Here is a 21,490-nt window from a genome sequence, read left to right on the forward strand (position 1 = left end):
AACTGCTTAGGCTATTTTCAATATGATGAAAAAGAAACTCTCCCACCTGAATATGAGTAATTTGCAGATGAAGTCGACTCATCCCAACACCTTTGTTCCACCCATGCTAGATGGTGTGAGCGCCAGCAAATTGCATTTACCCAAATTAAGCACACAGCCTGAATCAATTTTTCGTTATTTATGTGCCCAGTTTGCCCATATTTCTGCACAGGAATGGCTGCAACGCTTTGAGGATGGTCTGGTTTATGATGCCGAAGGCAAGCGTTTAAGTTTAGATACACCTTATAGCGCGCATCAGGATATTTTTTATTATCGTTTTTTAGCACATGAAGTTGCTGTGCCTTTTCAACATCAAATTTTATTTGAAAATGAACACTTATTGGTTGTAGATAAACCGCATTTTTTGACTATGAGTCCTACAGGACAATATGTGCAAGAAACCCTGTTAGTACGCTTAAAAAAACAAACACAGAATGAGCAGCTCACGCCTATTCATCGTTTAGACCGCGAAACTGCGGGTGTGGTGCTGTTTTCCAAACAACCAGAAACTCGGGCGGTGTATCAGCAATTATTTGCAGAACGTCAGGTGCAAAAAACCTACCATGCCATTGCGCCTTATCAAGCTAATTTGTCACTACCATGTACTGTGCAATTACGCATGGAAAAAGGTGAACCTTTTTATTTGATGCACGTCGTGGCAGGCACACCTAACAGCGAAACAGAAATTCGTTTGCTTGAATATAATCAAACATGGGCAAAATATGAATTAAAGCCTACAACAGGCAAGCAGCACCAACTGCGTGTGCATTTAAATAGCTTAGGTATTGCGATTAAGAACGACCCGTTTTATCCCATTTTACAGCACAAACAAGCAGATGATTTTTCTGCACCGCTACAATTGCTTGCCAAGCATTTAAGTTTTTTTGACCCGATTAGCCAGCAACAATTCCACTTTAGCGCACAGCAAGAATTGACATTGTAATATGTTTGTCATTACAAAATAGTGGATTTTCGTTGTAGTCATATTGAAATTACAAATGAATTGTTTACAATATTGCTAAAATTTAAATCTATTTCCTTCTATTAAAAATTATGAGAAAAACTGAAGTCTATCAAGTACGCTTGGACTCTCAAGAGAAAAAACAAGCCTTTGCTGTGTTTAAACAGTTGGGGATTACGCCTGCGCAAGCGGTACGTTTGTTTTTTAAGCAAGTCGTGCTGACTAAATCAATTCCCTTTTCAATTGAAAATCAGAATATTAATCTGGAACAATTGATTAAGTTACGCAAATTAAAACAAGAGCAAAAAGCAACGCTAGTGGATGCAACCCCAAGCAATGAAGCATCTGTAACTGGCAATAATAGTGTTGAAGATTTTGAACCGGATGATGAACATCTAGACTTGTTTGATGAACTCAATGCAATTTTGGGTGAAACTGACAAAAATTAACAGTGTTGCATTTTTAAACAATTCTTTAAAAATTTACTTTAAAAACTTAGCTATGCTTCATGCAAGGACAATAAAAAAGCATGGAGTATCGTAATGATTGTAAGACGTGCCACTTTAGAAGACTTAGACCAGCTTGCTGTATTGTTCGATGAGTATCGTCAGTTTTATGGTGCATCCTCGAATTTAAGCCTTTCAGCAGCATTCTTAAAACAGCGTTTTGAAAATCAGGAAAGTGTGATTTTCATTCATATCAAAGATCAAAAAATCACTGGATTTGTATTACTTTATTTAGGCTTTTCTTCGGTTTCCTGCTCGACCTACTATATTTTAGATGACGTTTATGTCACCCCTGTTTTTAGACGACAAGGTTCGGCCAAACAGCTCATTGATACTGCAATTTTATTTGCACGACATGAAAATGCGCTACGGATTAGCCTTGAAACACAAAAAAGTAATTACCAATCCCACCAATTGTATGAAAAGATGGGCTTTGTCAAAGATGATGAATTCCAGACTTATCACTGCTTTTTAAAATAGTCACCTGATCTGACGATTACGGCTTTAGGCAAAGGGTTTAAATTTAATCTGACGTAAGCCATTGATCATAAGCTATTGATGAAAGTTCAGCAGAACCTCATTTATTCCATACGGTTTTTTGCCAATTCGACTTGTTCAGGGCTTAAATACATCCATTCACCCACATCTAAAGCCAAATCAGTCAAGTTTAATGCACCAACTTGCTGACGATGTAATTGTTCTACTTTATTGTCCACTGCTGCCAGCATACGTTTAACTTGGTGATAAACACCTTGATGAATGGTCATCTGCAATTCATGTTCAGCAAGCTGTTGTACCTCTGTTGCAGCAAATGTCCCTGATTCATTGCGCAATGCGACACCCTGCTCAAGTTGCTGGATTTGTGTTGCATTAATCGGGTCTGCGGTGTGCATAGCATACACTTTTGCCACATGCTTTTTAGGATGGGTCAATGCTTGTAAAAACTGTCCATCATCCGTCAGCAATAACAGCCCTGTGGTGTCCTGATCTAAGCGTCCAACACACTGCAAACCACGATTCAGCAATACATCATCAAACAAGTCAAACACACTAAAATGATGAGTCGCCTGATGCGAACACTCATAGCCTTGTGGTTTATGTAAGGCGATATAGACCTTTTCACGATATTGATAATTTTCCCCATACACCGAAAATTGCAAAACCGTTTCAGGCGCAATTTTTATCGCGAATTTAGGATTGGTCTGGGTTTCGCCCATAATGGTGACTGCACCATTTTTAATGAGTTGTTGGCAATGTTTACGTGATCCAAAGCCTTGTGATTGCAACATTTTTTCCAACAACATGATGAGCGACCTAATGATAAAAAGTATAAATATATTTGCTGCTATTCTAAACCAAATACACCGTAAATTCTGAACACATTGCGTACCTTGCCCGCTAGTAGTTCAAAACAGTTACAATAACTGCACTTTTCCAATTTATTTCCCCTTTTATGGATCACCATGCTCTCTCAATTAGACCTTAACCTGATGGTGCTGATCGTTCTACTCGCATGCGGTATTTTTAGCCAAAATACGGCTGTGACCATTGCCGCAGCAGTACTGATTGTTTTTAGAATTACGCCGCTAAGTGAATTTTTCCCACTATTGCAGCAGCATGGCTTAAATCTGGGCATTATCATTCTCACCATTGGCGTACTGACACCCATTGCCAGTGGCAAACTTCCAGGCGAAGCAATTCTAAAATCTTTCCTGAGTTGGAAATCTTTACTTGCGATTGCAATTGGTGTTTTTGTGGCATGGTTAGGCGGGCGTGGTGTCAAGCTCATGACCAATCAGCCTGATGTGGTCGCAGGCTTATTGATTGGTACAGTCGCAGGTGTTGCTGTGCTACGTGGCGTGCCTGTGGGACCACTGATTGCAGCAGGAATTCTCACCTTGTTTATTGGCTATTCTTAACATAGATTTAGGGACGCTTGGTTTAGATGGTTTTGCTTGAATTCATCGTCTTGTATCAACCAATTTCAATAAAAACCATCCAAATCTAAGCCACTTTGCGAAACAAGATAGATGTTAATATCATTCCCATTGCAGATAAAACGGCCATTAAAATACCAACCCAAAGCCATGTTCCTGTGGCAGATACGATAGCTGCGACCACAGGCGGCAATAAAAATTGTGAAATTGCCGAGCACTGCAACACCAAACCTACGGTGGTACTAATCGCAATCGGTTGTGGTGCAAAATTAAGTACTTGCGCAAATACCACAGCTGCGACTAAACCACCAAATAAAGAGAAATGGATGACCAATAAAAACTGCACAATGAATGGTAAAACATCACGCAAAATATAAAAACTCAGTGCGCATAGCATCAATACCGCAAAACCCATTTGCATCAACACTTGCGCTCTCAGCCCACGCTGTAATAACAACCCACATACAAATGTACCCACCGCATTTGCCATTGCAACCATAGCTGTGAGCACACCTGCGGTTTGTAAAGATATTTGATATTGCTGATAAATGGTCGGCAAAAAACCCACCAAACTGAACCACTGCCCTGCATAAACACCAAAAACCAAAGCCAATATCCATGCGGGTGGATGGCTCAAAGTGCTTTTAATCAGTTCAAAGATGGCAATGGCTTGCGTGCTGATCTGCACACTCGGTACGGCTTTATAAATGATGATTGCGAGCGCAAAGGATAACAATCCAAAACACATCCACACGCCTTGCCAATCCAAGATGGTCAGTAAAAACGGCGTACTTAGTAAACCAATACCCATCCCGCCGCCCATATAGGCACTCCACAGCCCCATTTTGGCAGGCAACTGCTCCACTGCAACCAGTTGACGAATAAATGCAGGGCCGCTGAGTGTAATCAGTAAAAAGCCAAAACCTTCAATTACACGCAGACTTAATAGTGCGGAAAAGCTATGTACAAAACCACCGACAAAACTTGCACCTGCCAATAAAGACAAACCCAAAAGTACACAGCGTTTTAAGCCAATTTTTGCGGTATAACTGCCTAGCAACAACGCCAAAGTCATGCCTGCAGCTTGTACTAAAGACAGCAAAAAGCCTGCCTGAACCAGACTAATTCCGAGTTCAGCTTGAAGGATAGGCACAGTCGGTGGCAACTTGCCAATATGCATTGCTGCCATAAAACCCGCAGCAACAATCCATAAATCCTTGGTCAGCCAACGTACCGAACTCACAGCGCTCTCCCTTAATTTTCGCAAGGCAAGCTTAGCAAGAACATCTCACTGTTTTTAGTGGAGATTTAGATGAGCTTAGTGTTTTTAGCAATTAATCAGCATCCTCTTTAAAATGCTGATTGTGCAATTTTTAACTCGAATAATATTGTGTGCGTTTTTGGGAAAATTTCTCTAATTGCTTCAAAAAGCCTTCAAAATAGCTCTTTTCTTTTTCTTCGCTACGATAACCCGCATACAAGGTACGGCGTAATCCTCCCGCAGCAACGCAGTCTAAACGACGTGAAGTTACCCAGCCTTTTTGCTCATATTCATTCACCACCCAATCTGGCAATGCGCCAATCCCTCGCCCACTCGCCACCAGTTGAATCAACATTTGGGTTAAATCTGTAGTACGAATAGCTTTTGGCTGAATATTGGCTGGAATGAATAGCTTAGACATAATATCTAAACGGTGTTTATCGACAGGATAGGTAATCAGGGTTTCTTCTGCCAACTCCTGTACGGTAATGCGCTCGGCACGTACTAAAGGATGAGTATTTGACAACACCAAACGCGATTCATATTCAAAAATTGGAAAATATTCGATACCTTTTAAGGCAATCGGGTCTGCAGTAATCAATAGGTCAAATTCTGCGTTTTGCAATAATTCATGCGGATTGGCTTCAAAACCTGAAGCAAAATCTAAATCTACATCAGGGTATTGCTGACGATATTGATTCAGCAGCGGCATCAACCAGTCAAAGCAACTATGACATTCCGAAGAAAAAATAATTCGCCCCGTTTGACCATGCACAATGCGGGTAATATCAGTTTGGGTGATTTGAATTTGTGGCAGGACATCATCCGCCAGTTTCAATAAACGCTGTCCGACATTGGAAAATGTCACAGGGCGACTACGACGGTTCACCACTTCTACGCCATACCAATGATCTAGTTCTTTGAGTTGATGAGAAATGGCAGATGGCGTCAGACATAAATCATTGGCGGCAGCAACCAAAGAACCATGTTCACGCAGGGCTGATAGCGTTTTTAAGTGGCGAATTTCAAGCATTGCTTGTTCCTAGTTTTTCAAGTTATTGACTGCATGTTTAGACCTAGGTCGCATTTTTATTTTGCAAAATAAGAAACAAAGCCAAACATGATTCAATTTAATAATGAATTAATTTAATCTTAGCATGTAAATAATGAGTTTTCTTCATCTTGGTTTTTATTCGATGATATTTACTACGAAATCAATACAATTCCATAAAAATAATATGGCTTTCAGCAAGCATGTTTTAGGCTTCCAACGTGCAGAGCCAAACTAGAATTGAAATTCTTAACCCAAGCCTCGCTTACTCCGACAACTTCTCTCCACAATGTGGGCAGTATTTATAAGGCTCCTGTTCTAAACGCAGCTCTTCTTCACGACGCTCACGAATTAACTGCAATAAAATATCTTGGGTTTGCTCAGTGGTTAAACCAACTTGTTTGCGTAAATCTTCAATTTTTTCTTGATCATTTAACAGATCAATCTCACTATTTTGCAATAGCTCTCTAAATTTCAACCCTAAATGCTGCTTACGTTGTTCAAGTTCGTTGGCTAAACCTGTGGCTAAAATACCTGCAGGCAATGCTGCCAAGCCGACACCCAATACCGTAATTAACGCACCTAAAATTCTGCCCCAAGGGGTAATTGGTGTGACATCGCCATAACCGACTGTGGTTAAAGTCACCACTGCCCACCACATCGAAGCGGGAATTGAGCTAAAGGCTTCAGGCTGTGCCTTGCTTTCCACCACATACACACCTGCGGCAGACATCACAATCATAATAGAGAGAATAAAAATGACTGCCTGAAATGATCCTTTTTCCCGTTCGATCACTCTTAATAAAATTTGCAATGATACAAAGTAACGTGTCAGTTTTAACAAACGCAGCAAACGTAAAATTCTTAGGAACCGTAAATCTAGATGCACAAAGAAGTTAATATAAGCAGGTAGAATCGCCAACAAATCTATAATTGCCCCACCGCTGGTAAGCCATTTTACACGCTGTTTCCACGGCGAAATAAACGGGTCTTTTTCGGCAATACTCCAAATCCGCAGCAAATATTCAAGCGTAAACACTGCGATGGAAAAGTTTTCAAAATGGTCAAAAAATACCTGATAGGCAAGATAGACATCATTCACCGACTCTAAAATAACCGCACTGGCATTGCCTAAAATCAGTAAAATTAAAAAATAGTTAATGCAACGACTAAACCATGTTTCATAGTCATCGTCGTGTAAGTTGTTATAGACAAATTTTCGAAATGTGTACCACGGTGTAAATGCCATACCGAATATTATATTTTAAGGCTTACAGTGATTGCAGTTTAACCGAAGTTTTTCTCAAAACGATAGTATTTTATGTGACGTTAAGCGGGCATTTTTAATGCAGAATTGCAGTATAAGTCATCATTATCCAAATGACTAAACTACTGAATAAACAGCAATGCTAAACGCACCTGATCATAGCCCATGCGTGGACTAGTCGCTTCAACAATCGGGCGCAGTTTAATTGCGCCATCATCGCTGAAGTGCTCTGCATTTTGACGCTTCATTAATCGCTTATAAATTTTACGGACCTCTTCCACCACTTCTTCACCTGGATGTGCCACTGAAATATCCAGATTTTGTTCTTTTTGCAAACGTGCCAAATGGTTGATAATAGTTGCAGGAGTTAAACCTCGCTCTACTGCAATATCCTGAATATCATAACCTTCTTCAAATAAAGCGCGGGTTTCATCTAACGTGGCAGTCGCATAATTGGTTTTTCCACCTTTGGCAATTTTCTTTTCATTGCGCAAAATTTCGGTTTCGTTCAACGTGCCACCACAGTGACGAATAAATGCATTATGTTGTGGTGTTAAATCCATCAGCTCATAGTGCGTTTCAGCTTCTTCAGACAATTCCTGAAAACGGCGGTCAGCCTTAATCGCTAAACTGTCGAGTTCCAAAGCTTGGCTATTAAATCCCAATAAACGCAAACCGCTTAACGATTTTAATCGTGACAACGCCACATAACCCTGCCCTTTTTCAAAAGTATGGCTAAGATTGATTTCTGCCGCTTCTAAGGTCATACCTTGTGATTTGTGGATGGTAATTGCCCATGCCAAACGCAGCGGAATTTGCTGGAAACTGGCAATGGTTTTGCCTGCATCATTATCCACCGACCAAGTTTCAGGCTCGACCAGTAATACTGTGCCATCGGTCAATTTTACTTTAGGCAAAATACCGTGATCGTCATCTTCTTCAAAGCCAATCACTTCGCCCAAACTGCCGTTGATATAGCCCATATCGAAGTTGTTTTTAACAAACATCACTTTGGCATGTTTTTTTAGATTTAAAATTTCAGGCGCACGTACGGATGATTTCAGCGTTTCAATCAACTTTTCATTGCCATCACACACGGCATCAAACTGCTTGCTCTCAGTTTCAATTTCATTCAGATGCTTAAAGTTGATATTGTCCACGTCCATATTGTGCGTATATAAACGTGTGAAAGTGTCGCCAATATCTTGATGGCGGGTGTGCTCCAAAGCCTGAATATGTTGATGATCAATACTTTGTGCACGAATTGCATTGAGAATGTCATTTAAATAATCGTCGCCCTGACGGTGCTGCTCAGTTAAATAACAGACTCGAAATTTAGCTTCGACCCACGCCTCTGACATAAAACAGAACTTGTCACGATTGCGCTCATCGTTTTTTCCTACAGGCGGTAACTGGAAAAAATCTCCTGCGACAATCACTTGAATGCCGCCAAAAGCGTCATCACTGTCTTTAAAATATTTTAAAACTTGATTGACCAAATTCAGTTGTTTGGCATGCAACATCGAAATTTCATCAATAATCAGCACTTGCGCATTTTCTAAATGTTCTTTGAGATATTTGCGCTCTTTCATATTTTTCAGGTCGGCATCGGACAAAAAATCTTTAATGCCTATGCCTGCCCATGTATGAATGGTCATGCCATTCATGTGCGTTGCTGCAATGCCTGTAGATGCCGTAATTGCCACGGGCACTTTACGCGCTTTTAAATAATTGATGTATTGATTCAGGGTATAGGTTTTACCCGCACCAGCCGAGCCTGTTAAAAAGACATTTTCGCCTGCTTTTAAAAGTTTAAGTGCAGTTTCCTGTTTCATAAGACCTATACCATGATTGAACGGCTATAGCCTAACGAGTTTTGAGCCAAAAGTTAAGGCTCAAGTCCGTGAATACGACAACAGTTGTCTTATGACTTGTAACTTATGACTTTGATGGTAATTGTGGATTCAGCCATGCAATAAACTGCGCTGCGATAGTAACCAACAATTGTTCCGCTTTTTGATTATTTGGATATTCCAATTGATCAAACTCAAGTTGCCCATTCCTAAAGTGACAGCCCAAGGTCAATTGCTGCACATAATGTGGTGATGCCATGTGAAACGCCACATATTGTCCTTCACTCATGGCTTTGGCATAGCTCAGTGCCAAACAGTGTTTAAAGTTTTTCGATTCTTCAATAATACGGTCTAAATCGGTCAGTTCTTCAAAACACCAACCTGAAAAGTACAATATTTGCTGCGGGCTTTTCGCCTGCCATGTGCTACACGGAATTTCTTTTTTCAGTTTGGCAAATAGCTCTGCTTTATACACTTGTTGATGCCAATGTACCGCTTGATGAAACAACCCCAACCAACTCAAACTTTTTGGAATATGTGTATGCGCTACGAAATATTCCAGTAAATAGTCGCGCACATAACTGTCAAATACCGAAACACGTGTATTGTGTGCACGTAAATAAAAACGCTGCCGAAAATCATCAGGCTGAATCTGATAACGCTGCAATACCGTATAAAAATCACGTTGCTGCTGACTTTCTGACTGAATATAGTCCAACAAAGCTGTCGGTAAATCTTGAGTGATTTGCTGTAAATACAACATATAGCTTTGCATGACACGACTTAAACGCCGAAATACATGCTTGACCAAATGCTCATCATGTTGTGCCACGGTTTTCAGCAAAGTCATCCACTCATCCAAATACAAAATAGAAGGACTAATGGCAACTCGCGGATCATCCAACGATTGTTTTTCGCCATGCGGCATTAAACTGACATTATGCGCATGTGCGAACCACGCTTGCTGTGTTGCATACACATTACAACTTTGAATGAACATACGCGCGGCTGAGTATTGAAAGTATTGCAAAGTTGCCAAAATAATCCGTGGATGTGCCTGACTACAATCGACAAAACTGAGCGCAGTCACTGCGACCCGCACACTGGTATGCTGCATATTTAAACTGAGCCAATCCAACACTGGTGCAGACTGTTTAAACAGCCAGTTCACCGCTCGTGGGTAATCAAATAACGGCAGTTTGGCAACCTTCTTTTGCCAAATTAAAGGACAGGATTTTAAGAAATGCGGTTTTGCCAATGCATCGGAACGCTGCCACACTTCTCGGTGCATTAAACGGGCAAAACCCAGTAAATGACCATGTTCTTCGGCATGCCGATACAACAACTGAATATCATCCTGATGGTCAATTAAATCCTGCAAATTAAAACGCTCAGGAAAGGACACCGTCAAAATACGATACATGGCTTTAGGCAAAAACTGTGCAGCACTAAAACAAAAATCATCATAACTGTGCATTAAGGCTTGCACAGGCAAAAAGGTATCACCCTCAATAAATTCTAAAGCACACAATGCAGATAAGGCCGTTAATGTTTCATCTGGAATGACCGCACCATGCTGTACAGCACCTGTAAAAACAGCATGCTGGGCATAATCAGACTGAATCAAGGCTTGATCTAAAATCTGAGACTGTACACCATCTAAATGCAGCAGCAACTGTTGAACACGTGCAGCACCATCCACCCACATATAGGCTTGCTGCATAATCAGATGTCGTAATTGCTGCGCCTGATTACGCAAAAATAAGGAGTGTTGTGGCTTTAAATCACCCGTGTGAAACTGTAAATCATGCAGAAAAAAATCTTCAAACGCTTCTTGATGCTGCCCCGCAAACTCAAACTGCGTCTGAATTAAACTAGGGTTAGATTTAGGCGGATAAAATTCAAGGCTAAATAGACCGTTTAGCAATTCAATCCGATGCTGTAAAGGATCAATACGGAACATATTTTGTGCAGTGAGATGCCCAACTAGCTCCATTTGATCTTGATATATTTCTGCGGCCACACTGGAAATACGTACCAATTGCTGTGCAACGGCATGCAATTGGCTATGCTGGCGACTTGGCTGCATACACACTCCTCATGCTTAAGTACGGTCTATCTAAGTTGCATCTTATTTTTATTTAATTGCAGCGACTAGACCAAACTCGTGATTAATCCCTATTTTTTGTTTTATTTTCCATTTTCATAAAGCACTTGATGCTTGAATTTTCCTTAAATCTGCCTATGCATCAACTTCCACTAGACTGGTTTTATGCACAGTATCAACACATAAAACCGTATATATAAACCACTATAAACAAGATTTCTGGCCTTGCCTATAGCTTTTATAAAGCTTCAGATGAAATATGACTCTTTTAAAATTCCATAAATTACAATAGATTAATTTGCACTATTTCATCACAAAATAGGGTTGGTTTTTGGTAGGTAGGATTTGCATACAAAGCATTGAATACTCAAATCACGGTTCAATACCGCGATAACAACATATTATTCCAATACCCAATGCAAGAAGGAATCTGAGCATGGCTTTTAAAAATATCGCAGATCAAACCAACGGTTTTTATATTCCTTGCGTGTCACTATTTGGCCCTGGTTGTGCCAAAGAAATTGGCGTAAGAGCACAAAACTTGGGCGCAAAAAAAGCCCTAATTGTGACAGATGAAGGACTATTTAAATTTGGCGTGGCCGATACCATTGCAGGCTACTTAACTGAAGCAGGCGTTGCCAGTCATATCTTTGCAGGTGCAGAGCCAAATCCAACCGACATTAACGTACATAACGGTGTCGATGCCTACAATACCAATCAATGCGACTTTATTGTGTCTTTAGGTGGCGGTTCTTCACACGACTGTGCCAAAGGCATTGGCTTAGTTACCGCAGGTGGTGGGCATATTCGTGATTATGAAGGCATTGATAAAAGTACCGTGCCAATGACTCCACTAATTGCCATTAACACCACAGCAGGTACAGCATCGGAAATGACCCGTTTCTGTATCATTACCAATACCGACACGCACGTTAAAATGGCAATTGTCGATTGGCGCTGCACACCACTCATCGCCATTGATGATCCAAAACTCATGATTGCCAAACCTGCAGGTTTAACCGCAGCAACAGGCATGGATGCTTTAACTCACGCTGTAGAAGCCTACGTTTCAACTGCAGCCAATCCTATTACCGATGCCTGTGCGGAAAAAGCTATTCGTATGATTAGCCAGTGGCTCAGCCCTGCTGTGGCAAATGGTGAAAATATTGAAGCACGTGATGCCATGAGCTATGCGCAATATTTGGCAGGTATGGCATTCAACAATGCCTCATTAGGCTATGTGCATGCCATGGCGCATCAACTCGGTGGTTTCTACAACTTGCCGCACGGCGTATGTAATGCAATTTTATTACCGCATGTTTGCGAATTTAACCTGATTGCCTGCCCTGAGCGTTATGCAGATATTGCAGAACTGATGGGGGTAAATACTGATGGATTAACTACCACAGAAGCCGCCTATGCGGCAATTGATGCAATTCGTGAATTATCTAGCTCAATTGGTATTCCAACAGGTTTAGCAGAGTTAGGCGTTAAAGAAGATGACTTGGCGATTATGGCTGAAAATGCACAAAAAGATGCCTGCATGCTCACCAACCCACGTAAAGCCAATCATGCACAAGTGGTCGAAATTTTTAAAGCCGCGATGTAATTTGAATCTCCTGCTGAGTGAATCACGATTTGCTCAGCATTTCCCATCCTTTTTCAATTTTCCTCTGTTGCTGTTTTATTTTTATCCTTCCCTTTGGCAGAACCATCTCAGATGCGTTCTGCTTTTTTTGCTGTTCAGAACAAAATGAACTCGCAGCATAAAACTAAAGCGATTTAGATGCAGAGGGTTTGCATAATTCAATTTGACAAATGCGCACAGCTCATCAAGGATATAGTCAAAATAAAATGGATGACGAACACCTTATGCTGTTAAGTAAAAAACAAAAAACAACACCAAGCTATCAACCCGATATTTTGGGTGCCGATTACCAACAAATGACGCTGGATTTTCCTTCGGATTATGAAGGCAAAGTGATTGCTACCTTGGTACGCAAAAAAGCCGAACAGGAAACCCGTAAAGCCGTACTTTATATTCATGGTTTTATTGACTATTTTTTTCAAACAGAAATGGCAGACCAGTTTAATCAGCATGGTTATGACTTTTATGCCCTAGATTTACGTAAATATGGGCGTTCGCATTTGTCACATCAAAATTGGTACAATGTGCGCAGCTTGTCTGAATATGATGCAGAAATTTCCGCTGCACTTGAGCAAATTGCCACAGAAGAACATGACTCAGTAATTTTGGCAGGGCATTCAACAGGTGGATTAATCACCACGTTATATGTGGCACATCATCCCAATCATCCACTGATTCGTGGTTTATGGTGCAACAGCCCTTTTTATGATTTCAATATGAGCGAGATTGAGAAAAAATTCGGCATTCCTCGTTTAAGCCAATTGGGCAAATTGCTGCCAGAAATGAAATTTCCAAGCCGCCTTAATCCATTTTATGTACCAAGTCTACACAAACAATATCATGGTGAATGGTTATTTAATTTGGAATGGAAGAAACCGCGCTATCCTAAAGTGCGATTAAGTTTTGTACGTGCAATTCATGAAGCACAAAAAGAAATTCATGCCAGTGTGCATTTGGGTGTACCAACCTTAATTATGCATGCGAGTCAAAGTAGTTATCCACGCCAATGGAATGAGATTGCGCAACGTACTGACGTAATTTTAGATGTTGCGGATATGCAAAAATATGGGCATCACATGCATGGTGATATTCAGCTTTGCCAAATTGAAGATGGCGTGCATGATTTGGTGCTTTCTGCGCCAGAAGTCCGTGCGGAAGTGTATCAGTCCTTGTTTGACTGGTTAAACCGCAAGGGGCTATAAAACTAAAAACTAGAACTAAAGGAAGTGAATTAACGGCTAAATGACTTGATGCATCCCTTAAGCTGTGTATTTTAATAAAATTTGATGTGCAGGATGCCCCTTTGGCATCAATTCAATTAAACGCTCCACTGCGTCAATCGCTTCAGGGCTGCGTGCCAAATGTTTTAGTAATACATCGGTATCTTGTGCATTAAAAATGGCATCACTCAGGCGTGATTCTAAACAATCTCGCCATGCGCATAAAAATGGACTTTCAGTTTTCGCCAAAAATACCCCTGCACACGTTTGCAAGGCAGACTGCACATAACCTGCATCTAAAGCCTGCTCAGCTTGTAAAAAATCGGCTTCAATATGCGCCAAAACTCGGTAAGGACGCGAGCCGAGCATCCCCCCTAAAATATCGCGTAATTGCGACATTTCAGCTTTTAGCGTTCCCATGCTGACTTTACGCTCACCATATAGTGCTTGGTGTAAAGTGTCTAAACTCATGCCTTGTGGGCAAAGTGCCAAAATCACCAATATTTCAATTTGACGCGGTGTCATCACCACCACTTTGCCATTAAATAACACCTGTGGCACACGAAACGCGCGAATATAAAGCTGCTGTTTTTGCTGTTCCAGCAACGCATTTTGAATTAAAGAAGCACAGCGCTCTGCTGCCAACAAACCCAAACTGTTATGATTTTTCCAAGTGGTCGATAAATCAATCACGCCCAACACTTGTTTGGAATGTGGGTCTAAAATTGGTGCGGCATAACAAACCCAGTCATGTAACGATGACATATAATGTTCACTGGAAAACACACAACTGGCTTGCTGAGTTTTGAGTGACAAAGCCAAAGCATTGGTACCCACCAACTCTTCACGCCACTGTCCACCCTCTACAAAATGTACTCGTTCCGCCACATTACGCATTTGAGCGCTCGCTGCCGTCCAAATAATCGTACTGCCCACATCGCCCACGGCTGCCACCATGTCGGACTGCTGCGCGATATGTTTTAAATCTTCTGCACAGTTTTGCACAGCACGTTGTAAGGCCGAACCACCATGTGTATGCGTTAGACTATAATTTAATGGGGCTGCCAACCGATCAACAGGAATTTCAGCAATTTGAGAGCGTTGCCATGATTTTAAAATACTCTGTTGAATTTGCTGCGCATGCAGCGGCGATAAACTGCTGCTTTGTCTAAACTGTTCAATATGCTGTCTTTTTTCCAATAGGTCTTGTTTTTTCATCATTATTGATTCTCACAATCCTGTGGGCATTACATCCATTGTACTGCTTACTTTTGTAAGGATTTGTTCGCTGCTTGTAAACCTGCAACTTTCCAACCTTTTTCCAACCTTATATTGGTATGCTAAACAAATAACGTACTAAAGTACCTTATACCTTAGCCGTAAATTTAACCTGATTTTAGACACAGGATTGTGCTAAAAGGTAAAGATGACGGCAGATTATAAAAAACCATCAAAGGAAGAGAATTATGCGTTACGTAGATCCCAATCAACCCGGTTCAAAAGTTCAATTTAAAGCACAATACGAAAACTTTATTGGTGGCGAGTGGGTCGCCCCTGTAAAAGGCGAATACTTTGAAAATATCTCTCCTGTAGATGGCAAAGTATTTACTAAAGTCCCACGTTCATCGGCAGAAGACATTGAACTGGCTTTAGATGCAGCCCATAAAGCCAAAGCACAATGGAACAGCTCATCTCCTACAACACGTTCTAACATTTTGTTAAAAATTGCAGATCGTTTAGAACAAAATCTAGAATTATTGGCAGTGGCAGAAACATGGGATAATGGTAAGCCTGTTCGGGAAACATTGGCTGCCGACATTCCATTGGCGATTGACCATTTCCGTTATTTTGCAGGCTGTATTCGTACCCAAGAAGGCGGAATTTCTGAAATTGATGAAGATACCATCGCCTATCATTTCCATGAGCCATTGGGCGTTGTGGGACAAATTATTCCATGGAACTTCCCAATTTTAATGGCAACATGGAAACTTGCACCTGCTTTGGCTGCGGGTAACTGTATTGTACTTAAACCTGCGGAGCAAACCCCTGCTAGTATTTTAGTTTTGGTCGAGCTGATTCAAGATTTATTGCCTGCAGGCGTACTAAACGTAGTCAATGGTTACGGCGTAGAAGTCGGTCGCCCATTGGCAACTAATCCACGTATTGCCAAAATTGCATTCACAGGTTCGACTCAAGTCGGTCAATTGATCATGCAATATGCCACTGAAAACATCATTCCAGTGACTTTGGAACTTGGTGGTAAATCTCCAAATATTTTCTTTGAAGATATTATGGCGCAAGATGACGACTACCTAGATAAAGCGCTTGAGGGCTTTGCCATGTTCGCGCTGAATCAGGGTGAAATTTGTACTTGTCCATCACGTGCGCTCGTACAGGAAAGTATTGCTGACCGTTTCCTTGAAAAAGCCATCGAACGTGTTAAACGTATTAAAACAGGTCACCCGCTTGATACTGAAACCATGATTGGTGCGCAGGCATCGCAAGAACAACAAGACAAAATCTTGGGTTGTATTGCGACAGGTCGTGCCGAAGGTGCTCAAGTCTTAACAGGTGGTGGTGAACGTCATGAAGTTGGCAGTGGTTTCTATATTGAGCCGACAATTTTCAAAGGCACCAACGACATGAAAATTTTCCAAGAAGAAATTTTCGGCCCAGTGCTGTCTGTGACCACATTTAAAGACTTCGATGAAGCCATTAAAATTGCCAATGACACCATTTACGGTTTAGGTGCAGGTGTTTGGTCACGTTCTGCGCATACTTCTTACCGTGCGGGTCGTGCTATTCAAGCGGGTCGCGTTTGGACGAACTGTTACCACATTTACCCTGCGCATGCAGCTTTCGGTGGTTATAAAAAGTCAGGTATTGGCCGTGAAAACCATAAGATGATGTTAGAACATTATCAACAAACCAAAAACTTGTTGGTAAGTTATTCAACTAAACCTGCAGGCTTCTTCTAAGTTAAGCTTTTAACCTCAACATGATGAATGAAAATGCGAACTTCGGTTCGCATTTTTTTATATTTGGGATGTACAGATGGACAAAAAGAAAAATAGAAAAAGCCATTTATCTACATAGATTTACAAGTCATAGACCTAAAATTACTAACATCAAAGTCATGTAGATGAAATCACAGACATAAAAAAAGCACCATTTAAAAAATGATGCTTTTTGATCAAATCACAACTGCTTATTTTTTTGCAGCTACAGATGCTTCAGTAGTGATGTTAACAGTAATTTTATCACCCACGTTTGGTACATAGCTTGCGATACCAAATGCAGAACGGTTGATTGATGTTGTTGCATTAAAACCAACAGTCGCTGCCTGAGTCATTGGGTGTGGACCTTGTTTGTTCAATACTGCGTCAAGTACCACTGGCTTAGTTACACCTTTAACTGTTAAATCACCTGTGATTTTAAAGTTTTTCTTGTCTTGAGTTTCAACTTTTGTACTTTTAAAAGTAATGGTTGGATATTTTGCTGCATCAAACCAATCTGCTGCCATTAAGTGCTCATCTAAAGCTTTTACGTTGGTGTTGATGCTACTTAATGGAATCGTCACATTCACAGATGAGTTAGCAGGTTTTTTCTCATCAATGTTGATAGTACCTTGAATGTCTGAGAAGTTACCTGATGGCGTAGAAAAACCGAAGTGATCCCAAGTAAATACAGTAGCAGTATGCGTTGGGTCAATTTGATAAGCCACTGGTTTAGCCATTGTCATTGTTGCTGCAGACGCGATAGCCAAACCTAAAGCAATTGATTTCATGTTCATATTGTTCATCTCTAAAAGTGTTGATACGTTTCAATGAGGTTTAGTTTATAGATTTTTGCTGCAAATACAGGATTAAAGATAAAACAGTATGTTGCATGACTGAAACGATAAATTTGTAAAAATATGCATGCGCGTTTTACATCGCTGTTGCAGGGCTGCGATATTGAATAAAACCTGTTCTTTTTGCGACACGATCATACAACTGCCGTGCCTGTAAATTATCTTCATGAGTCAGCCAATATACCCGATCACATTCACGCTGTTGCGCTGTTTGATTCACCTGCTGAATAAGCTGCTGAGCAATTCCCATCCCTCTGTACTCAGGCAAGGTATATAAATCTTGCAAATAGGCATAAGGTTTAAGCGTCCAACAACTGTCATGTTCAATTACATGCACAATTGCCACAACTTGAGTTTGATATACGGCAGCAAAACCATAAATATGCGTACTGTGTGGATTAATTAGTTTTGACCACGTATTTTGCGTAACCTCATCACTTAATTGCACCTGATAAAATTGCTGATAACCCTGCCAAAGTGGTTGCCATTGCTCAAATTGGATTTCACTTAACGCGACAATGTCGATGTGCTTAAATTGATGATCTAATATAGTTGTCTGCATGCTTTGATATTGCCTGATTATTTTTGCATCGAATCATTTTATTGATTATGCATCATTCATATTATGCTTAGGCTATTTTATAAACTATTTTTCAGCAATAAAAAAAGCTTTACCCTACGCATAGAATAAAGCTATTTTTGACGATACACCATTTAATGCACCGCATTCATCGCAATAGATTAAAGCTTCTCAATCAAAATACGATCAACTTGCTTTAAGCCTGATTGCTTTTCATGGTTCTTACGGCGAATTTTGATTTGCTGATCTTCAGCCAAATCCTGTAACAACAACTCTACCGCCACCATAGCTTCAAGTGGTAAATCTTGTCCAATCCACTTTTGCTCACCCGCATCCATTAAAGTGACTTCATCATTAATTTGCTCGTACAAACTCATTTCTCATCTCACTCAATTACACAGAGGTTTATTCACAAACCTGACTTACACTGACAAAATTTGTTGGATCATCACATCGAATACCAAACAAATATGCAAAAATAAAAGACGTCCCTTTGCAGGAACGCCTTTAAAAACACTGGATTAAAAAATTAAGCTGTTAATTCTTTTACTGCAGCAACAACCGCTTCAGTGGTAATGCCAAAGTACTGATACAAGTCTTTTGCAGGTGCAGATTCACCATAAGTTGTCATACCAATAACTTTACCGTCTAAGCCGACAAACTTCCACCAGTAGTCTACATGCGCTGCTTCAACCGCAACACGTGCACGAATATGTGATGGCAATACCGCTTCACGATATGCTGCATCTTGCTTCACAAATTCTTCTGCACACGGCATAGACACAACACGTACACCTTCAAGCTGCGCGTATGCTTCCATTGCCAAGCCCACTTCTGAACCTGTTGCAATAATAATGGCTTTCAATTCACCTTTTTCTTCAGCCAAGACATAACCACCTTTTGCCACGTTCTCAATTTGCGCTTGAGTACGAGTTTGGAATGGCAAGTTTTGACGTGAGAAAATTAAAGCAGTTGGACCTTCGCTGCGTACTAATGCAGATTTCCAAGAAATAGCCGCTTCAACGGTATCTGCAGGACGCCATGTATTTAAGTTTGGCGTACCACGTAAAGATGCAATTTGTTCAATCGGTTGGTGTGTTGGACCATCTTCACCCAAACCAATCGAGTCGTGGGTATACACATGAATCACACGTTGCTTCATTAATGCAGACATACGCACGGCATTACGCGCATATTCCATAAACATTAAGAATGTTGCAACGTAAGGAATGAAACCACCGTGAAGTGCTACACCATTTGCAATAGCAGTCATACCAAACTCACGTACGCCATAATGCACGTAGTTCCCTGCTGCATTGTCCTGAACGCCTTGGCAACCCTTCCAAAGGGTTAAGTTTGAACCTGCCAAGTCTGCAGAACCACCCAATAATTCAGGCAATAATGGGCCAAATGCTTGCAAAGTATTTTGGCTGGCTTTACGCGTTGCAATAGTTTCAGCTTTAGCATTGGTTTCAGCAATAAACGCATCTGCCTGCGCGATGAATTCTGCAGGTAGTTCACCGCTTAAACGGCGTTTAAGTTCTGCAGCTTCCGTTGGATATTTTGCTGCATAGGCATCAAAAGTTGTATTCCATGCTGCTTCTGCTTCTGCACCTTTCGCTTTAGCATCCCAAGCGGCATATACATCTTCAGGAATAACAAATGCTTCATCTGTCCAGCCTAATGCTTGACGCGTCAAAGCGATTTCATCATGGCCTAATGGCGCACCGTGACAGTCTTCTTTACCTTGTTTGTTTGGCGAACCTAAACCAATAACAGTTTTACAAATAATAATAGTCGGTTTTTGCGTTTCAGCTTTTGCTTCAACCGTTGCAGCACGAATTGCATCGGCATCGTGACCATCAACTTTTAAGACTTGCCAGCCGTAAGATAAGAAACGTTGTTCGGTATCGTCAGAGAACCAGCCTTCTACTTCACCATCAATAGAAATGCCGTTGTCATCATAATAAACAACCAGCTTGCCTAAACCTAAAGTACCTGCCAATGAACATGCTTCGTGTGAAACACCTTCCATTAAGCAACCATCACCCAAGAAACAGTAAGTGAAATGGTCTACAACCTGAATATCTTCTTTATTAAATTGTGCAGCCAGTGTTTTTTCTGCTAAAGCAAAACCAACAGCATTTGCAATCCCCTGACCGAGTGGACCAGTGGTGGTTTCAATCCCTGGTGCATAACCCAATTCTGGGTGGCCAGGTGTTTTAGAGTGTAACTGACGGAACGCTTTTAAATCTTCGATTGAAAGATCATAACCTGTTAAATGCAACAACGCATATTGCAACATTGAACCATGACCATTAGACAATACAAAACGGTCGCGGTTTGCCCATTGTGGATTGGTTGGGTTGTGATTCAAAAATTCACGCCACACCACATCGGCAATATCTGCCATCCCCATCGGTGCACCTGGATGTCCTGAATTTGCTTTTTGCACAGCATCCATTGCCAATACACGAATTGCGTTTGCAATACGACGTTCGTTAAGCGGGGTCGTCATAGGTCAGAGTCCACAAAAAATCGTTAAATAGAAGAAGATGAATAGAATTCAAAACAGGCGCTATTCTCTCAAAAAAACGCCTGAGGGGTAAAGCCTATGCAACAATATTTCCGCATTAATTCCCATTCAGGGTATTTTTCGTGCAAATTCAAAGACGTTTTCACGTTTATAACAACAAGAAAATAGCTAATTGCCGTGTTAAGCTCTATTCTTGGCAAAATTCTAAAGCATAGATATTTCAATTTATAGACGCAGGATGGAATTGTGATGTCGCTCTTGCAGCAACTCCAATCAAATGCCTAGCAACAAGTTAAAACACAACAGTATTCTGTAGAAATAATAGACAGATTTTAACACATCTTGAATTTTATTCACTTTTCACACAATAAATTGAATCACAGCCATCGTCCAAAATTTTAAAACAGCTTTTGAAAATGCAGCTTGATGCAGATAAAGTCAATTCAAAGTCTTTAAATTACCCATCTACAATATTGTTTTTAAAAATGATTCACCACTTAAAAACAAGGTGCTCCTTAGTTTAAAATTATGACAGCATACTTTAGCCAACATGAATATTTTTGAGTCACAATATAGTCATACCGATACTTTATCTATTTTTTAGCTAAAGATATGCGATAAAAAGTCATTGAATTGAAATAAATTCAGCCAATTTAGTCGTAATGCGCTAG

18 protein-coding genes are annotated in these 21,490 nt (G+C 40.7%); 7 read left to right on the forward strand and 11 right to left on the reverse strand.

The window, feature by feature from the left end:
- The first annotated feature begins 67 nt into the window (after positions 1 to 67).
- From CF596_RS02980 to CF596_RS02990, 3 genes are all read left to right on the forward strand, one after another.
- Positions 68 to 982, forward strand: coding sequence for a pseudouridine synthase (locus CF596_RS02980; RefSeq protein ID WP_096901185.1), 915 nt, complete (start codon positions 68 to 70; stop codon positions 980 to 982).
- A 110-nt stretch (positions 983 to 1,092) separates the two neighbouring features.
- Positions 1,093 to 1,449: a type II toxin-antitoxin system RelB/DinJ family antitoxin gene (locus tag CF596_RS02985; RefSeq protein ID WP_096901186.1), complete on the forward strand. Its 357-nt coding sequence runs from the start codon at positions 1,093 to 1,095 to the stop codon at positions 1,447 to 1,449.
- Between the two features lie 93 nt (positions 1,450 to 1,542).
- Positions 1,543 to 1,986, forward strand: a complete 444-nt coding sequence (locus CF596_RS02990; RefSeq protein WP_096901187.1) for a GNAT family N-acetyltransferase — start codon at positions 1,543 to 1,545, stop codon at positions 1,984 to 1,986.
- Between the two features lie 101 nt (positions 1,987 to 2,087).
- Here CF596_RS02990 and CF596_RS02995 read toward each other — a convergent pair whose 3' ends face one another.
- On the reverse strand, positions 2,088 to 2,810 hold the full coding sequence (locus tag CF596_RS02995) for a 16S rRNA pseudouridine(516) synthase (RefSeq protein WP_096901188.1): 723 nt from the start codon (positions 2,808 to 2,810) through the stop codon (positions 2,088 to 2,090).
- A gap of 159 nt (positions 2,811 to 2,969) precedes the next feature.
- Here CF596_RS02995 and CF596_RS03000 point away from each other — a divergent pair, with 159 nt between their 5' ends.
- Positions 2,970 to 3,425, forward strand: a complete 456-nt coding sequence (locus tag CF596_RS03000; protein ID WP_004976854.1) for a DUF441 domain-containing protein — start codon at positions 2,970 to 2,972, stop codon at positions 3,423 to 3,425.
- Positions 3,426 to 3,510: 85 nt separating this feature from the next.
- Here the strand turns inward: CF596_RS03000 and CF596_RS03005 are convergent, their stop codons facing one another.
- The 5 genes from CF596_RS03005 to CF596_RS03025 all read right to left on the reverse strand — a co-directional run bounded on the left by CF596_RS03005 (position 3,511) and on the right by CF596_RS03025 (position 10,964).
- Positions 3,511 to 4,686 (reverse strand): MFS transporter, encoded by a 1,176-nt coding sequence (locus CF596_RS03005; protein WP_096901189.1) that lies wholly within the window; start codon positions 4,684 to 4,686, stop codon positions 3,511 to 3,513.
- Positions 4,687 to 4,816: 130 nt separating this feature from the next.
- On the reverse strand, positions 4,817 to 5,737 hold the full coding sequence (locus CF596_RS03010) for a LysR family transcriptional regulator (RefSeq protein ID WP_004976859.1): 921 nt from the start codon (positions 5,735 to 5,737) through the stop codon (positions 4,817 to 4,819).
- 283 nt (positions 5,738 to 6,020) lie between these two features.
- Entirely contained in the window at positions 6,021 to 7,004 is a 984-nt protein-coding gene (locus tag CF596_RS03015) for an ion transporter (protein ID WP_096901190.1), read from the reverse strand.
- A gap of 140 nt (positions 7,005 to 7,144) precedes the next feature.
- The gene (locus CF596_RS03020) at positions 7,145 to 8,857 is read right to left on the reverse strand and encodes an AAA family ATPase (protein WP_019837405.1); all 1,713 of its coding nucleotides are present in this window, start codon (positions 8,855 to 8,857) and stop codon (positions 7,145 to 7,147) included.
- Positions 8,858 to 8,960: 103 nt separating this feature from the next.
- Positions 8,961 to 10,964, reverse strand: coding sequence for a hypothetical protein (locus tag CF596_RS03025; RefSeq protein WP_096901191.1), 2,004 nt, complete (start codon positions 10,962 to 10,964; stop codon positions 8,961 to 8,963).
- Positions 10,965 to 11,418: 454 nt separating this feature from the next.
- On the opposite strand from CF596_RS03025, the gene CF596_RS03030 reads away from it, so the two are divergent.
- Both CF596_RS03030 and CF596_RS03035 read left to right on the forward strand, forming a co-directional pair.
- Positions 11,419 to 12,591, forward strand: coding sequence for an iron-containing alcohol dehydrogenase (locus CF596_RS03030; protein ID WP_019837403.1), 1,173 nt, complete (start codon positions 11,419 to 11,421; stop codon positions 12,589 to 12,591).
- Positions 12,592 to 12,836: 245 nt separating this feature from the next.
- A complete protein-coding gene (locus CF596_RS03035) occupies positions 12,837 to 13,832 on the forward strand; it encodes an alpha/beta hydrolase (RefSeq protein ID WP_004976869.1) in 996 nt (331 codons plus the stop codon).
- A 57-nt stretch (positions 13,833 to 13,889) separates the two neighbouring features.
- On the opposite strand, the gene CF596_RS03040 is transcribed toward CF596_RS03035, so the two are convergent.
- On the reverse strand, positions 13,890 to 15,071 hold the full coding sequence (locus CF596_RS03040; protein ID WP_096901192.1) for a transcriptional regulator: 1,182 nt from the start codon (positions 15,069 to 15,071) through the stop codon (positions 13,890 to 13,892).
- Positions 15,072 to 15,316: 245 nt separating this feature from the next.
- On the opposite strand from CF596_RS03040, the gene CF596_RS03045 reads away from it, so the two are divergent.
- On the forward strand, positions 15,317 to 16,828 hold the full coding sequence (locus CF596_RS03045; protein WP_096901193.1) for an aldehyde dehydrogenase family protein: 1,512 nt from the start codon (positions 15,317 to 15,319) through the stop codon (positions 16,826 to 16,828).
- A gap of 230 nt (positions 16,829 to 17,058) precedes the next feature.
- On the opposite strand, the gene CF596_RS03050 is transcribed toward CF596_RS03045, so the two are convergent.
- From CF596_RS03050 to tkt, 4 genes are all read right to left on the reverse strand, one after another.
- Positions 17,059 to 17,643 (reverse strand): YceI family protein, encoded by a 585-nt coding sequence (locus CF596_RS03050; RefSeq protein WP_096901194.1) that lies wholly within the window; start codon positions 17,641 to 17,643, stop codon positions 17,059 to 17,061.
- Positions 17,644 to 17,779: 136 nt separating this feature from the next.
- Positions 17,780 to 18,265 carry a GNAT family N-acetyltransferase gene (locus CF596_RS03055; RefSeq protein ID WP_096901195.1) on the reverse strand — a complete coding sequence of 162 codons (486 nt, stop codon included), beginning with the start codon at positions 18,263 to 18,265 and terminating at the stop codon, positions 17,780 to 17,782.
- Between the two features lie 179 nt (positions 18,266 to 18,444).
- Entirely contained in the window at positions 18,445 to 18,660 is a 216-nt protein-coding gene (locus CF596_RS03060; protein ID WP_004976879.1) for a hypothetical protein, read from the reverse strand.
- 152 nt (positions 18,661 to 18,812) lie between these two features.
- Positions 18,813 to 20,801 (reverse strand): transketolase, encoded by a 1,989-nt coding sequence (tkt, locus tag CF596_RS03065; protein WP_004976881.1) that lies wholly within the window; start codon positions 20,799 to 20,801, stop codon positions 18,813 to 18,815.
- Between the last annotated feature and the right edge of the window lie 689 nt (positions 20,802 to 21,490).

Origin of the sequence: Acinetobacter sp. YT-02 (assembly GCF_002412355.1) — a bacterium.
GTDB classification, from domain to species: Bacteria; Pseudomonadota; Gammaproteobacteria; order Pseudomonadales; family Moraxellaceae; genus Acinetobacter; species Acinetobacter towneri.